Origin of the sequence: Peribacillus sp. NPDC096379 (genome assembly GCF_044762875.1) — a bacterium.
In the GTDB taxonomy this organism is placed as follows: Bacteria; Bacillota; Bacilli; order Bacillales; family DSM-1321; genus Peribacillus.
The window spans coordinates 1,755,409-1,769,915 of record NZ_JBIWFD010000001.1 but is presented as its reverse complement, the minus strand read 5'-3'; the positions used below and the strand labels follow the sequence as shown (position 1 = coordinate 1,769,915).

Genomic DNA, 14,507 nt, shown 5'->3' with positions numbered 1-14,507 from the left:
AATACTCTCATGTATTTTTGTTCGTCTATTTAAAGAAAAAATGTGTTAGGTCACTTCAGTTGATCCAGAAATAGTTCTATGAAATTTTTCAATTTTGCCATAATTCTATTCTTTTGTTATCCTATATTCATAGGAGATGATTCATTTGAAACTTACATCGTTAAATGCAACGAATATTGATGAGTTATACATCGCATTTGAAGGCTACTTCTTAGATCATGATATTTCATTTACATATACTGAAATGATAGAAGAGAACGGAATTATATCGTTTATTTTTTGTAATGATCTTGAGAAAGCCCGATCTGTAGAATTTGACGGGCAGCATTGCATCGATTTGGATACAGACTATATTGCTAAAGAAGTATTGGATCCTGTGCTACCAAGGCTAAAAGCTTATGCAAGGTAAGTTGTGTTCTAACTGAGGATGTAAGCTTTAAAAAAGTAGATACAAAATAAAAATGTAAATAAGCAAAATGATGTTGAAAATATTTTGTTTATATAAAGGAATAAGAAAATTCTTCATTGGGAAACGAGGAGAGGTAGTATGAATCAGATAAACGTAAATACAATAAAAACAAAAATTCCCCTTTTTCGAGCAGATCAGGTAGGTAGCTATCTTCGTCCACAAGTTTTAAAGGATGCAAAAGAAAAATATCAGCAAGGTCAAATTTCTAAAACAGATTTGCGCTCAATTGAGGATATCGAAATTGGAAAGCTTGTTGAAAAGCAGAAAGAAGTTGGCCTTACTACTGTGACGGATGGTGAATTTAGACGGAAATGGTGGCACTTGGATTTTATAGAGGCGTTAGAAGGTATTAGAGTTTATGAAATTGAGGCATCTGGGTTATTTCATGGAGCGATGAAGAAAGCGACGTTATATACTGTTGATTCTAAATTAAACTTCCCTAAAAATCATCCGTTTTTGGAGGACTTTAAATTTTTAAAAAATATTGCAGGAGATCATGTTGCCAAATTTACGATACCAGGACCTAATATGATTTTTTACTCAGGTGTGATCAACAGTCAAGTTTATTTGGATAAACCTTCTTATTCATCACTAGATGAGGTTGCCCAAGATATTGTCAAGGTATATAAAGAAGCGATTCAAGCGTTCTATGATGCTGGATGTCGTTATTTACAACTAGATGATACGAGTTGGGGCGCTTTATTCAGTGATGATTTCAGAGAAAAGATTAAAGAAAAGGGTTTTGAACCCGATGAATTGGTGAAAAAATTTGCGGATATTACCATTGAAGCGGTTGCGAATAAACCAGAAGATATGACCATTACTCTTCATATCTGTCGAGGGAATTTTAAATCATCTTGGTTATATCAAGGTGGATATGAGCCAATTGCAGATGAATTGTTTTCACGTGTAAATGTGGATGCCTTCTTTTTAGAGTTTGATAATGATCGTTCAGGTGATTTTAAGCCATTACGATTTATTAAAGATCAGCATGTAGTTTTGGGGTTAATCACATCAAAAACTGGTGAACTCGAAGATAAAGAGGAGATCAAACAGCGTGTTGCAGAAGCAGCGAAATATGTGAAGATCGATCAACTTTGTTTAAGTCCACAATGCGGATTTTCCTCTACGGAAGAAGGAAATGTAATTACCGAGCAAGATCAATGGAACAAGTTAGGACTAGTTGTCGAAATAGCTAATGAAATTTGGAAATAATATTGATTTCTTATTATGAAAAATCATCTAATCTTCAGTAACATGCTCATAGCTTACTGGAGAGAGGAGAAGGGAAGAAGCAGCCACCTAAGATTTCCCCTCGTAGGAAAGCACCTATATCCGAAATTTCATAAAAAAAGGAAATGGACCTATTCTTTTAGAAGAAGGGTTCCATTTCCTTTTTTTATATCTTAGTTATTTTAATAAAATTACATTTCATTCATACCATTGTTAAATTGCCAACCAATTCCAAATTTATCTGTTAATTGGCCGTAGCATTTGCTCCAGAATGTTTCTTGAAGTTCCATCCCAACAGTGCCGCCTTCTTTTAGTTTATCAAACTGAGATTTAATTTCATCCAAGTTCTCGCTTACAATAGCAAGACTAATGTTGTTACCTTCAATAAAAGGCATACCAGGAAAAACATCAGAAAACATAACATTACTGCCACTAATTTTAAGGCGTGCATGCATGACTAAATTTTTTGCTTCTTCTGGAAGAGGATATTCTGGATTAGGTGGCGCCTCTCCGAAAGTCATAATTTGTGGCTTTTCTGTTTCAAAAACCTGTGCGTAGAATTCTACTGCTTCACGACAGTTTCCATTAAAATTAAAATAAACATCAACAGACATTTGCTTCACTCCTAAGTGTTTACTTGTTAATCATTGATAAAGGATTCCATTTTATCCCGCATTAACGGGCAGTACCCCCACTGATTGAAGTTTCACTTTATATTGTATCATTTACCAGTGCAATCACAAAAATATCCACTCCGAAAAATAGCGGAAACTTTTCATTTAGCAAGCAAGGTCATGCTTTTATACACATTCGCGTTAAAGTGTTAAAAAATTTGTTGATTACTATCAGAAAATTACTTATAATTAACACGATTAATAGATTAGATTGGAGAGTACAACATGAAAGAGTTTTTCAGTAAATTGTTAAATGGTATGAGTATTGGGATTGTGGTTTCATTAATTCCAAACGCTCTGTTGGGGGAAATTCTTAAGTTATTGATTCCTCATTTTCCTGCATTACAGCATCTATTCGATATCACAGTATTTGTGATGAGTTTGTTACCTGTGATGATTGGGGTAATGGTAGGGGTTTCGTTTAAATTAACACCCATTCAAACAGCAAGTGTTGGGATAGCTGCAATGGTTGGAAGTGGTGTCATTCAAAAAACGGCTGACGGGATCTTTGCCCTGAATGGTATAGGAATTGTGATTAACACTGGAATTACTGCTGCATTGACAGTAATTTTCGTTCAATTTATAGGAGACCGATTAAAAGCTTATTCTATTCTTTTAATGCCAACTCTTGGTATTTTAGTTCCAGGAATGATTGGTTATTTGATTCTACCGTTTGTGAAAAATTCTACAGGTTTACTTGGTGTTGCTGTTTCAAATGTGACGACTTTACAACCCGTTTTAATGGGCGCAATCATTGCTATTATTTTCTGTCTTATTATTCTGTCACCCATTTCCACGGTTGGGGTCGCAACTGTGATTATGCTTTCAGGTATAGGTTCTGGTGCAGCTAATCTAGGAATTGTTGCAGCAGGTGTCGGTTTTGCCTTTGCAAGCTATAAAGCAAATTCTCTTGGGACGGCACTCGCGCATGTGTTAGGATCGCCAAAAATTCAAATGAGAAATTTTTTTATGAAACCCAAAATCGCATTTCCAATGTTAATTACAGCAGCGATCCTTGGAGCATTAGCTGGTATGTTAAATATTCAAGGAACACCTTATAGTGCTGGCTTCGGTTTATCTGGTTTAGTTGGACCGTTAAATTATATCAATTTAGCTGAGGGCGGTTGGACATCTAAAAATGTTACGATTATGCTTAGCACATTCTTTATTCTGCCGATTGTGTTGAATCTCGGTCTGATTTATTTATTCGCTAGAAAATTAAAAATGATTAAAGCGGAAGATTATAAACTATATTTTGAGTAATTACTCAAAATAAACACCTTGAACAGATATTAGCTGTTTAAGGTGTTTTTAATTGGGAGAATGTAAAGTGAACGGAATAAATATGAACGAATTATTTCAACACCTTTCAATCATTCTATTATCCGCTCGATACTATCAGTAAGCACCTGTTCTAAAAATAGTAATCATTCTTATAAATCAATAATTTAAAAAAATCACTAGAAGAAAGGTGTCGAAATATGTATAATAAACATTTAATAATGCAATTGTGAATCTAGATTCAATATAAAGATAAGTAGATGATCCAAGTACTAAAATGGAGGATGTAATAAAAGCGTTTGATCCTTTCGTTATGGGAAGGCTGTACATACATTTACACTATTTTGCTATTAATGCTTGATAATTTCAATAAGATATACCGAAAAAGGTGGGATTATAAACATTTTTTTAAAATTATTTATGGTAGCGATTACATCGTTTTGGAGGAAATTATGTTTAAATTTAGCAAAAGTAAAGAACTTACTCAGGGGAACTGTTCCGAAAATCAATTGATTGTTGAATTAGAAAGAATTTACGAAATGAATGCAAATTATGAATTATCTGGTGATGCATATTTGCAAGGGGATAATGAAGTAGAAATCATGATTAATAAAATACTTGAATTAAAGAATTCTCAAGTTAGAGAACAGTTTTTGCTCAATAGTGAATTGATAGAATTTGTTACTCAAATGGACTATGTGAAAGATATGGTAGACCATATATCTATTCAAAAAGAATCCGTGGAAGAAGTAGCGGCTAGTAGTGAAGAGATGAGCCATGCGATTGAAGAAGTAGCAAACCATGTTCAAACATCATTAATCACAACTAAAGAAGCGGTTTCAATATCAACAAATTCTCTTGAAACGATTCATGAATCATTTACATATATTAATCAATCATTCGAACAAATTAATGAAGTTCAGGATAAAATGCAACAAGTAGTAGAAGACACAAAAGAGATTGATACAGTAGTTAATATAATTAACGAAGTAGCAGAACGAACGAATCTATTATCTTTAAACGCAAGTATAGAAGCGGCTAGGTCAGGAGACGCAGGTAGGGGTTTTGCAGTAGTTGCAAATGAAATCAAAAAATTAGCGGAGAGTACGAAAAGTTCTGCAAACTATATAAAAGATATGGTAAAGAAGTTAAGAACTGAAATTGGTGTTTCAGAACAAGCGATATCTGAAGCCGTAAATGTGTTTTCAAAAGGAAAAGAACATATCAATCAAGCAGTAGAATCAATGGATAAAATGGAAGTGTCTTTAGAGGGAATTAATTCAGTCTTTGAAAATATTACAGCCAATGTAGAAGAACAATCTGCGACTACGCAAGAAGTCACAGCTAGATTAATTGAAATTAATCATCAGACTCAAATGCTAAGTGACATATGTATGAGAACAGGACAGGGTATTTATACGATAAGTACGATGGCAGAAAATCTGAGAAATACTGCACTTCCTTATTTTAAGGATTTTAAAGGAAATCAACAATTCAAACCAGTTGCTGCAGAACATCTCTTATGGAAATGGAAAGCTTATAATGCAGTATGTGGTTTTGTAAAACTTGGTGAAAATAGTATAGGGGATCATACTTCGTGTACACTTGGAAAACATTTGGAGAATATAAAGCGATCTAATCCGACCGATGATATGGTCGTAAAAATCTATGAACCACATAAAAAAGTACACTCTCTTTCAAAAGAAGTCATTCGTGCAGTAAATAGTGGGAATAGAACTAATATTGCAAGTTATTTAAGAGAGCTGGATGAGGCTACAGTAGAATTAATGAAAGGTCTAAAATAATATAGATTCAAGTGGTATAATATGTACAGCAGAAGGAGGACGAATATGCAAAATAATGAAAAAGAATATGAAATATTAGTTGAAAAAGCCATTGAGTTTACCCCAATTTGGTTAAAACAAGATATTGAAAGTATCATGCAAAAGACGGGTGAGACAGATAGAATAAGTTATGTCATTAGCGAGCTTTATAAAAAATATACGTTTAATGCTACGCATATTTTAGCGGCTATGGGTCAAAATCCAGAATGGACAATTGTTTCCCGTGAAAGATTGAATTTTATTGATAACAATATAGATTTGATACAGGTAATGTTAAAGAGAAGTTGGTAAATAACGAGTGATGAACTAAAGAGGGTGTCCAAAAAAGGGTATTTCATACTCTATCTATCGTTTATCGTGTCAGGTGCACGCCATATAAACGATAGATAGTAGAGGTGAGGTCTGACTCTTCGTTTTGGACACCTTTTTTAATTTTATCCCGGTTTAACAGGCTGCAATACCGCCGCTGATGGAGGTTTCACTTTATCTTTGTTTCAGAGCTAACCGATTACTTGGGTTTATATTACATTCTGGGAAGTCTTTTTGCATTTTCAATATTATTAAATATTTCTTCAGCTTTTCCATTGCCGTATACGCTCCAGGATTCTGCACCTTACATCAAAGGAGGATAAAAAACTCTTTTTCAAACCTAGGTTTGAATTTTTTGTGATGATCAAAACTGATATAAATAGTAGAAGGAATAAAATCTAGGTAAAATTATTATAGAACCAAGTTGTTTTGGAATAATAGTTGAGAAAGGTATAAATTAGGATGCAAAGCGAGGGAGTTTTATGAAAAAAATTACAGTGATTTACTTGTGTCTGCTGATCTTATTTTTTCCATCACAAATATTTGCAGAGCGGAAAGTTCCTATCTTAATTTATCATTCAATCGATGAGTATAAAGGTAACGGTACGAAAGATTTATATGTAACCCCGGAGAATTTCGAGAAACAAATGATGTATTTACGAGATCAAGGCTACACATTATTAACCTTTGATCGGTGGCAAGATATTTCTCAAGTAAATAAACCCATTTTTATTACCTTCGATGACGGATATAAAAATAATCTTAATGCATTTGAAGTATTCCTTAAACTGGAAAACGAAAAATTTAAACCTACTGGCACCATTTTTGTTATTTCCGACTTCATCGGTCGGCCTCATCGATTAACGAAATCCGATTTAAAAATGTTGACTGATTCAGGTATAATCTCAATTCAATCACATACTGCTACTCATCCTGATTTGACGAAAATAAAAAATTATGAATTTGAGCTGAAAGGGTCCAGAGATAAAATTCAACAAATAACAGGAAAGCCAGTTATTGCTCTTGCGTATCCGTATGGAAATTTTAATGATAAGGTCGTATCAGAAACGAAAAAGTACTATTCGTTTGGTCTTACGACAACTCCTACATCATATACTGAGATTGGTTTAAAAGACGAACTTTTTCTTTTACCCCGAATCTATGTGAAGTATTCAACGACTATTAATGAATTTGCCGAGTTAGTTGACGAATAATGAAAGTGGTTGCTGTATTGCTTAAACGCTTTTCTATTGCATTAAGGCCATAAGTTTATAGTGTTGGAAATGTTAAGTGGTAAAAGAAAGAGAAAATTATTAGGTAGATGTTAACAGGAGCACTACAGCAGAACATAGTGGCTAAGTGATAATTGATGGAAGGAATAGATATGGATTTGAGCTAGTAAAGTTGAATTTAGAAGTGATGCGTAACAGCTAAGACAAAACCATTTACTAAAAAAATAACCAACAATATTCGATTAAAAGCCAAGTAAAAAACAAACAAAATATATCGTGAGTCTAAAAAGGATCTGAGTAGATGAAATGGAAGACAAAAATGGAATCGAATATTTAATTTTAGCACGATGGAGAGGTAAAGGGGCTACTAATATGTTTAGAGAGAAATAAACAAATAGGGAAGAGGACAGCGACCACCCGATCATTACACTCGGTGGTCGCTTATTTTGTTAAATTGATTCTCTTTCTTAATTTTCACAAGTAATTCTTTGCAACCGTCCGTGATGAGGTCATATGTTTCCTGAAAGTCACCTGTATAATATGGGTCTGGGACATCCATTATATGATTTGTTAAGTCGAGAAGACGGATAATCTTCGGATGATTAGGTTGTCCTGTCATTTCATATATGTTTTTTATATTGCTATTATCCATGCCTACAATGTAGTCAAACTTCTCAAAGTCTTCTTTTATCAACTGACGTCCTGCAAGACCTTTTGATGAGATTTTGTATTTTTCTAAAATGGTAAGTGTGCCTTTATGCGGTGGGGCACCAATATGCCATGAACTTGTCGCAGCGGAATCCACAGTAACTTTTTCGAGCAGTTTCTCTTTTTCAAGTAAATCACGGAATAATGCTTCAGCCATCGGTGAACGACAAATGTTACCTAGACAAACGAATAAGACATTAATCATATATATGACTCCTTTTTTAATTTAGTAAAAATGGGGATGGTTTTTAAGAAGAATTTCTCTTATTAAATAATTATTTTGTTCACAATATTATACCACAATTTGAAAAAATAAGAAATTAAGCGATATCTAACTAAAAAAGTATTCACCTCCAGAAGGTTTTCCTGTATTTCACATCCTTGATGGTGCTCATTATTTTTATATCGCGAGAGATGTAATCAGACTACAAAGTAGAAATACTCTTAAAACAAAAGTTTCTCAAGCCATTATTGTAGGCATAGGTCATCAAGAACAGTATACAATAAAACGGCGTTTTTATGATTTTACTGCACCTGCTGACGAATATAACTATCCGGTTCGACTACAAGGCAAGGATATGGGTTCGCATAGAGGAGGAGATGATTTCTTAAACTTTTTAAAAGTAGAATTACTTCCATATATTAATGAAAAATATCGAGTTAATCGCGAGAAACAAGTCCTCTATGGATATTCACTAGCTGGGTATTTCACATTATATACTTTAATTAAAGATCCTAACTTATTTAGTTTCTTTCTCGCGATAAATCCATCTATTTGGTGGAATAATTATGAAATAGTCCAGTATTTGAAGGATGGTATTCCAAATAACTTAATGAATATAGCGGAGAAATTATTTATCGCAGTAGGAGAGTTAGAAACATTTATGGTGGATGATGCAAACGATTTACAACAACAATTAACGGCTATTAATACATGTCCAGAATTATATATAGCATTAGATGCAAACCATGTATCTGTAGTACCAACGACGATGAGTCGAGCTATCCGAGCTAGTTATTACTTGAAGAGTAATAACTAAATATATGTATCTAAAAAGAGTTGTTTAAGAAGCTATTATAGTTCATCATGCTTATATTGAATTATTGGTAGTTAGATAGAATCCTAGCGTCGATAGAGAGGGGATAAATTACGGGATTGACACCTGTTGGATCTTATAGAAATTGTAGGCGTAGGGGAGAAGAGGGATTAAAACTAAAAACAATTCTTCTACGGCAGGAATAAATGAAATTGCTGTACTGAAAGGGATCCCTTTTAAACTAAAAGGTGAGCAAGTACCAAAGTAACTTGCTCACCAATTCGTGGAATAGAATATTCTAAATTCAATTAATTTCAAATTGATTTTGAATTATTAATAGACTTTATCGCCGTTAAATATTGAATTCTTAACTATGACATAATCGACATTGCGGATTGCTTCTAACTTATTTCCACCAGCATAAGAAATAGAGGATTGAAGATCTTGTTCCATTTCATTTAGCGTATCTTCTAAAGCACCTTTATGCTCCATTAACATTTTTTTGCCTTCTACATTTTTCTTTTCACCTTTTTGAAACTCTGAAGCTGAGCCAAAGTATTCTTTATAAAGCTTGCCATTTTTCTCAATTGTTTGTCCTGGTGATTCTTCATGTCCAGCAAATAATGAGCCAATCATGACCATCGATGCACCAAATCTAATTGATTTAGCAATATCACCATGTGTACGAATTCCTCCGTCAGCAATAATCGGCTTGCTTGCTGCCTTTGCACACCAACGTAGTGCCGCTAATTGCCAGCCACCAGTTCCAAAGCCAGTTTTAATTTTAGTGATACATACTTTACCAGGTCCAATTCCCACTTTTGTCGCATCTGCACCAGCATTTTCCAATTCTCTTACTGCTTCTGGAGTTCCAACATTTCCAGCAATAACAAAACTTTGTGGTAAGTGTTTCTTAATATGTTGAATCATCTCAATCACCGCATTGGAATGGCCATGTGCGATATCAATCGTAATATATTCCGGTGAAAGCTGTTCATCGGATAGTTGTTGGATGAAATCGTATTCTTCATCTTTAATACCAACACTTATAGATGCGAATAATCCACGTGATTTCATATCTTTAATAAAAGAGCGTCGTTTCTCTGGTTCAAAACGATGCATAACATAGAAGTAACCATTTTCCGCTAAGTAAATTGCAATGTTTTCATCTATAATAGTTTGCATATTTGCAGGTACAACCGGCAACTTAAATGTATGTCCACCTAATGTTACAGTTGTATCACATTCAGATCGGCTATTCACTATACATTTCGCAGGAATTAATTGAATATCTTCATAATCAAACACATTTTCCATGGTTTACACCCCTAAATACGAATATTGAAGTTTATATAAAATAAAATTGTTCGTCCAAATGGTAATTTACCTTATTTTCATCAGTATGTCAAATGTTTTATACCATATTATGTACATGACATACAGAAAGTAATAATTTATATGAAAAAAGTATTTTTTGAGATCTAGAGTAAAAATTTTAGAGAAGGTATAAGTGGAGGAATTATGGAATCGGAAAATACATCTATCAAACAGAGGAAGAAGAGGATATAAAAAATCATCTACACGTATATTTAGAAACTCTTTCTAAATGCAAAATTAGAATATTTTACATAACTAATAAGAAATCCAGTAGCTTAAATGGGCCGTGTACAGGTTTTCTGGAAAATAGAAATACGACAAGAAATTATAAAAGCTAAAGAGCCGCTAAGACAGTCTAGTCTTGGCGGCTCTTCGATGAATTACCTACATAATTGTTATCAATCAAAATGAGAATGTGCTAAAATTTTCACTCGGAATTTATTTAGCACAAGAGAGTTGTTGCAGTAAGTCTTACTTCTTACTCACAATATCAAGTATTTTTCTACAAATTGCGGCAAAGTCCCAAATAAAATGGAATTAACTCACACACGTGAATGAACTTTTTCGCCTTGTACCCAGACTTCACGAATGTTCTCAGGTCGAACAAGATACATGATCTTCTGGAAGATATCATGTAAATCTTCATTCGCATGAAAAATAGGTAGTTTTGCAGAATCTAATGTAGTGTCGATGATTTGTACATCCCAAGCATAGTTTTCTGTTAAGCGACCGATTGGCAAGCTTAAACTTTCACCACCACCAGCAGTTGCGAAATAAAACGCTTCATTAATGGTGATACGTGAATTTGGTACACCTCGTTCATTGGTAGGAAGAACGGTATTAACACCATCTTCTAACATTCTTGATGATATCACAGCCTGTCTAGCATTATCGAAAAGACTAGGTGAAAAACCTCCAGAAATATCGGATCCTAAACCAATTTCCACACCTTTTGAATGCAAATGAGCGATTGGAATGACACTATTAGCAAAGTATGCATTTGAGATTGGACAATGGCAAACAGCAGTACCTGTTTCAACAAATAATTCTGCATCGTCATCATCTAAGAAATTACAATGCGCCATAACAGACTTATTACGTAATAGACCGAAATCATGTAAAGCAAACGCATCGTTCTTATTGAAGCGATCTTGCACATAACCATGCTCCCAATCACTTTCACTGCAGTGCGATTGGACGTAAGTGTCATACTTAGCCGCTAATTCCCCTAAACCTTTTAACGCACTGTCAGTACAACTCGGAATAAAGCGTGGCGTAACTACTGGGTAAACACCTTGTTTCGATGATTTCGCTAATTCTTTGACAGCTAAAATAAATTCCTCTGTATCCGCTAATGCCGTTTGCGTATCAATGTCACGATAATATTCCGGGTTTTGTTCGGGATTATCCATAACAACTTTCCCAACTAAACCGCGTTGTCCTTTTTCAGCGCATATTTCGGCAAGTAATAAACTTGCTTCTTTATGAACAGTTGCAAAATAAAGTGCCGTAGTTGTCCCGTTTGCTAGTAGGGTACGAACTACATCTTGGTAGACATCTTTTGCAAAATTTACATCCGAAAATTTAGACTCAAGCGGGAAAGTATAAGTGTTTAACCAATCATAAAGTGGAATGTCTAAAGCGGTTCCTGCTTGGGCCCATTGAGGCGCGTGAACATGCAGATCGACAAAACCAGGTAAGAAGTACTGGCCTTCTGCTAAACAATGGAAGTTTTCTTCGCCCTGATAAGTATCTAATAAGATTTGATAGTCGGCATCTTTTGGAGCAACAACTTTTTCAATCATTCCTTTATCATTAATACAAAAGAGATAATCTTTTAAAATTTGTACTTCTTTTGGTGACTTGCTGGAAAAAGCAGTCCCTTGGAAAATCTTTGTATATTTTTTCATTTTTACACCTTATTGTTCGTATTTTGGAAACATAATTGCTATTATAGGACATTTAAAATGTGAAGTCTATTAAAAAAGAAACAAAAAGACAAGGTAGTGTTCGTATCTATTGGATATAGTAAGATTTGGTACCTACACCGAACAAATCCTCACAATAGCAATATCCAACGGCTCTGAATTGTTTAAATCATTCTTCGCTGAGAACAGTAGAATAGCAGCAGGAAAACATGAAATACAAACTGTAGAGAAGTTCCGAAAGAGCGAAAATATCGACGCTTTAGAAGCCATCTATTTTATAAGTGTTCAGTTTTTGTGAAGAACACCACGTACCTGGATCATAGTCTTCTGTTTCAACATACGAACGAACCAACTATTTTTTTATAGTAGGCTGACGACTTTTGGCGTCGTATAAGTAGTTATCGAGAACGCTACTTAAAATTACTTATTGTGATGAATTTTGTTATAAGTTATCATTATGTACCGTTTTTTACAATCCTGTAATGGGTGATTCAGATACTATGAATGTAATTCAAACGTACTTTGCAAAACGCTGTAAGAATGGATATTTCATTACAAAGAGAAGTGAATTAGCTGATTTTAGGATTCGAATGTAATCTGTATTAATAATGAAGAGTGGAATCCAAATTACTAAGTGAACAATAAAATAACAAATTTTAACATGCTTAGGTAGGTGTGTCTACCATGGTACAAAAACGGAGGTGGGTAAAACATCAAATACTAAAGATTCAAATCAACCGATTATGAAAAATTTGAAAGATACCCCAAAAAGAGATTTGCGTATTATTATAATTTTTTGTTTCTGAAAGAGGGAGTAAATAATAAACGGATTGAGCTAATTCTAAAATATAGAGACAACTCTGATGTTCTTCAGATTCAAGCACGAAGAAATTTCAATACATGTTGGTAGTCTGTGATTACCATTTTAATTAAAAGAGAACATTAGAGATTCAAAGTCATATTCGGATTTTATAGATTATTAAAATGATTAAAAAACGATTGGAGATTCTATAATGAAAAAATTATTAACATTAACGGTATTGACAATTGGTGCATTCTCTCTTTTTGTTGGTGTGGCCAGTGCCCATGTTACTGTACAGCCGAAGGAAACTTCACAAGGAAAATATGAGGTGTTTACGGTCCGAGTGCCATCTGAAAACGAAGTGATTCCAACAACAAAAATAGAAGTTAAATTTCCAGAAGATGTAGATATCACTCGTTTCGAGCCAAAACCAGGCTGGGTCTATGAAGTTCAAAAAGATGAAGCTGACAAAATTACGAGTGTTACGTGGATAACGGAAGGAGAAGGCTTATCACCAACTGATTTCGGACAGTTTAACATGCAAGGAAAAGTAGCCGATGATGCGACAGAAATTGTTTGGAAAGCATATCAAACTTATAAAGACGGAAGTGTAGTAGAATGGGTTGGGGCACCGGATGCTGAAAAGCCTGCCTCTGTGACAGTAGTAAATCGAGATGAAGGATCTGCCGATCATCATGGACATGGTGAAGTTTCAAAGGACTCTTCTGCCAACGGCCTTGGAGTTGAAGAAGAGGTTAGTGAAGAAGCAAATACATCAAGGTCGAGTACAGCGCCATTATACCTATCTATTGCAGCCTTAATTGCAGGGTTGTTTTCATTGGGTATTTCCTTCAAAAAAAGAAACTAAATAATACCCTCTAGGCAAGAGAATGGATCCTGGATTCTCTTGCTTTTTTAGTGTGCAAAAATATTTCAAGTCATGCAACTGTATGTATTAAACAATAAAATGTTCTTCTTCAAAGAATGTGGCAAATTAGTTGAACAACGGAAATGCTTTTTTTGTGGTGAAAAATAGGAGTTGATAATACGAGGGCTGAATATGGAAGGGTTAGAAATATACTGTTTTTTTAGATTAGTTTTTATTACTTTTATTTTTAGTTTAATAGTTATTACCATTACATTATTGGTTCAAAGAAAACGAAGCAACATTGTTAATGGATTCATAATTAGCTTTTTTTCAATCATCTCGATAATTGTTTCAGGAATTAATCTTATTACCATGGGTTTTAAGCTGAGGAATTAAATTTAGAAGGGGACGTTATTTCTACTTATATGTTTCTTATAATTCTAGGGATAAGCTTATTTGAATTGTTTGTTTATTCTAAAGATAAAAACAGTAATTATAGTGCTTAATAATAAGGAATAAGATTGGATATGCTACACTTAGTTGGACAAGAAATTTAACGTCAAAGTAGACTACGTTTTATCTATTCGATGAGAGGCTACGATCAACAAAAGATAGCGAAGAACATTTACAAGAATTTAAGCGAAAGATGGCACTGTTATAATATGAATGGGAAACCTAGGAAAGATCTAATTTGAGAATACGGCCTGACACCATTTTCTTTAGGTAAGTGGATATTTTCACTAAA

11 protein-coding genes and 2 pseudogenes are annotated in these 14,507 nt (G+C 34.0%); 9 read left to right on the top strand and 4 right to left on the bottom strand.

Annotation, left to right across the window (positions count from 1 at the left end):
- Positions 1-145: 145 nt before the first annotated feature.
- Together ACIQZI_RS08375 and ACIQZI_RS08370 are read left to right on the top strand one after the other, a co-directional pair.
- A complete protein-coding gene (locus ACIQZI_RS08375; RefSeq protein ID WP_062179705.1) occupies positions 146-409 on the top strand; it encodes a hypothetical protein in 264 nt (87 codons plus the stop codon).
- A gap of 138 nt (positions 410-547) precedes the next feature.
- Positions 548-1,684: a 5-methyltetrahydropteroyltriglutamate--homocysteine S-methyltransferase gene (locus ACIQZI_RS08370; RefSeq protein WP_403071549.1), complete on the top strand. Its 1,137-nt coding sequence runs from the start codon at positions 548-550 to the stop codon at positions 1,682-1,684.
- 209 nt (positions 1,685-1,893) lie between these two features.
- Here ACIQZI_RS08370 and ACIQZI_RS08365 read toward each other — a convergent pair whose 3' ends face one another.
- Positions 1,894-2,316, bottom strand: coding sequence for a VOC family protein (locus ACIQZI_RS08365; RefSeq protein ID WP_062179698.1), 423 nt, complete (start codon positions 2,314-2,316; stop codon positions 1,894-1,896).
- Between the two features lie 285 nt (positions 2,317-2,601).
- On the opposite strand from ACIQZI_RS08365, the gene ACIQZI_RS08360 reads away from it, so the two are divergent.
- The 4 genes from ACIQZI_RS08360 to ACIQZI_RS08345 all read left to right on the top strand — a co-directional run bounded on the left by ACIQZI_RS08360 (position 2,602) and on the right by ACIQZI_RS08345 (position 7,024).
- Complete coding sequence (locus ACIQZI_RS08360; protein WP_403071545.1) at positions 2,602-3,639, top strand: PTS sugar transporter subunit IIC; 1,038 nt, start codon at positions 2,602-2,604, stop codon at positions 3,637-3,639.
- A gap of 470 nt (positions 3,640-4,109) precedes the next feature.
- A complete protein-coding gene (locus ACIQZI_RS08355; RefSeq protein ID WP_403071542.1) occupies positions 4,110-5,462 on the top strand; it encodes a methyl-accepting chemotaxis protein in 1,353 nt (450 codons plus the stop codon).
- A 45-nt stretch (positions 5,463-5,507) separates the two neighbouring features.
- On the top strand, positions 5,508-5,792 hold the full coding sequence (locus ACIQZI_RS08350) for a hypothetical protein (RefSeq protein WP_403071539.1): 285 nt from the start codon (positions 5,508-5,510) through the stop codon (positions 5,790-5,792).
- Positions 5,793-6,292: 500 nt separating this feature from the next.
- Complete coding sequence (locus ACIQZI_RS08345; RefSeq protein WP_403071536.1) at positions 6,293-7,024, top strand: polysaccharide deacetylase family protein; 732 nt, start codon at positions 6,293-6,295, stop codon at positions 7,022-7,024.
- 442 nt (positions 7,025-7,466) lie between these two features.
- On the opposite strand, the gene ACIQZI_RS08340 is transcribed toward ACIQZI_RS08345, so the two are convergent.
- Entirely contained in the window at positions 7,467-7,955 is a 489-nt protein-coding gene (locus tag ACIQZI_RS08340; protein ID WP_403071533.1) for a low molecular weight protein-tyrosine-phosphatase, read from the bottom strand.
- A gap of 148 nt (positions 7,956-8,103) precedes the next feature.
- Here ACIQZI_RS08340 and ACIQZI_RS08335 point away from each other — a divergent pair.
- Positions 8,104-8,790, top strand: a pseudogene (locus ACIQZI_RS08335) (alpha/beta hydrolase); the annotation flags it as partial.
- A 330-nt stretch (positions 8,791-9,120) separates the two neighbouring features.
- On the opposite strand, the gene guaC reads toward ACIQZI_RS08335, so the two are convergent.
- Positions 9,121-10,104 (bottom strand): GMP reductase, encoded by a 984-nt coding sequence (gene guaC / locus ACIQZI_RS08330; protein WP_403071530.1) that lies wholly within the window; start codon positions 10,102-10,104, stop codon positions 9,121-9,123.
- Positions 10,105-10,286: 182 nt separating this feature from the next.
- On the opposite strand from guaC, the pseudogene ACIQZI_RS08325 reads away from it, so the two are divergent.
- Positions 10,287-10,419: pseudogene (locus tag ACIQZI_RS08325) on the top strand (spore photoproduct lyase family protein); the annotation flags it as partial.
- A 287-nt stretch (positions 10,420-10,706) separates the two neighbouring features.
- Here ACIQZI_RS08325 and guaD read toward each other — a convergent pair.
- The gene (gene guaD / locus ACIQZI_RS08320) at positions 10,707-12,074 is read right to left on the bottom strand and encodes a guanine deaminase (protein WP_403071528.1); all 1,368 of its coding nucleotides are present in this window, start codon (positions 12,072-12,074) and stop codon (positions 10,707-10,709) included.
- A gap of 1,031 nt (positions 12,075-13,105) precedes the next feature.
- On the opposite strand from guaD, the gene ACIQZI_RS08315 reads away from it, so the two are divergent.
- Positions 13,106-13,762: a YcnI family copper-binding membrane protein gene (locus ACIQZI_RS08315; RefSeq protein ID WP_403071525.1), complete on the top strand. Its 657-nt coding sequence runs from the start codon at positions 13,106-13,108 to the stop codon at positions 13,760-13,762.
- Positions 13,763-14,507: the final 745 nt, after the last annotated feature.

Bases quoted from the DNA above. Each gene is read 5' to 3' on its own strand.
- ACIQZI_RS08355 (WP_403071542.1), top strand. From the start codon at position 4,110: ATGTTTAAATTTAGCAAAAGTAAAGAACTTACTCAGGGGAACTGTTCC.
- ACIQZI_RS08350 (WP_403071539.1), top strand. From the start codon at position 5,508: ATGCAAAATAATGAAAAAGAATATGAAATATTAGTTGAAAAAGCCATT.
- ACIQZI_RS08360 (WP_403071545.1), top strand. From the start codon at position 2,602: ATGAAAGAGTTTTTCAGTAAATTGTTAAATGGTATGAGTATTGGGATT.
- ACIQZI_RS08315 (WP_403071525.1), top strand. From the start codon at position 13,106: ATGAAAAAATTATTAACATTAACGGTATTGACAATTGGTGCATTCTCT.
- ACIQZI_RS08345 (WP_403071536.1), top strand. From the start codon at position 6,293: ATGAAAAAAATTACAGTGATTTACTTGTGTCTGCTGATCTTATTTTTT.
- guaD (WP_403071528.1), bottom strand. From the start codon at position 12,074: ATGAAAAAATATACAAAGATTTTCCAAGGGACTGCTTTTTCCAGCAAG.
- guaC (WP_403071530.1), bottom strand. From the start codon at position 10,104: ATGGAAAATGTGTTTGATTATGAAGATATTCAATTAATTCCTGCGAAA.
- ACIQZI_RS08340 (WP_403071533.1), bottom strand. From the start codon at position 7,955: ATGATTAATGTCTTATTCGTTTGTCTAGGTAACATTTGTCGTTCACCG.
- ACIQZI_RS08370 (WP_403071549.1), top strand. From the start codon at position 548: ATGAATCAGATAAACGTAAATACAATAAAAACAAAAATTCCCCTTTTT.
- ACIQZI_RS08365 (WP_062179698.1), bottom strand. From the start codon at position 2,316: ATGTCTGTTGATGTTTATTTTAATTTTAATGGAAACTGTCGTGAAGCA.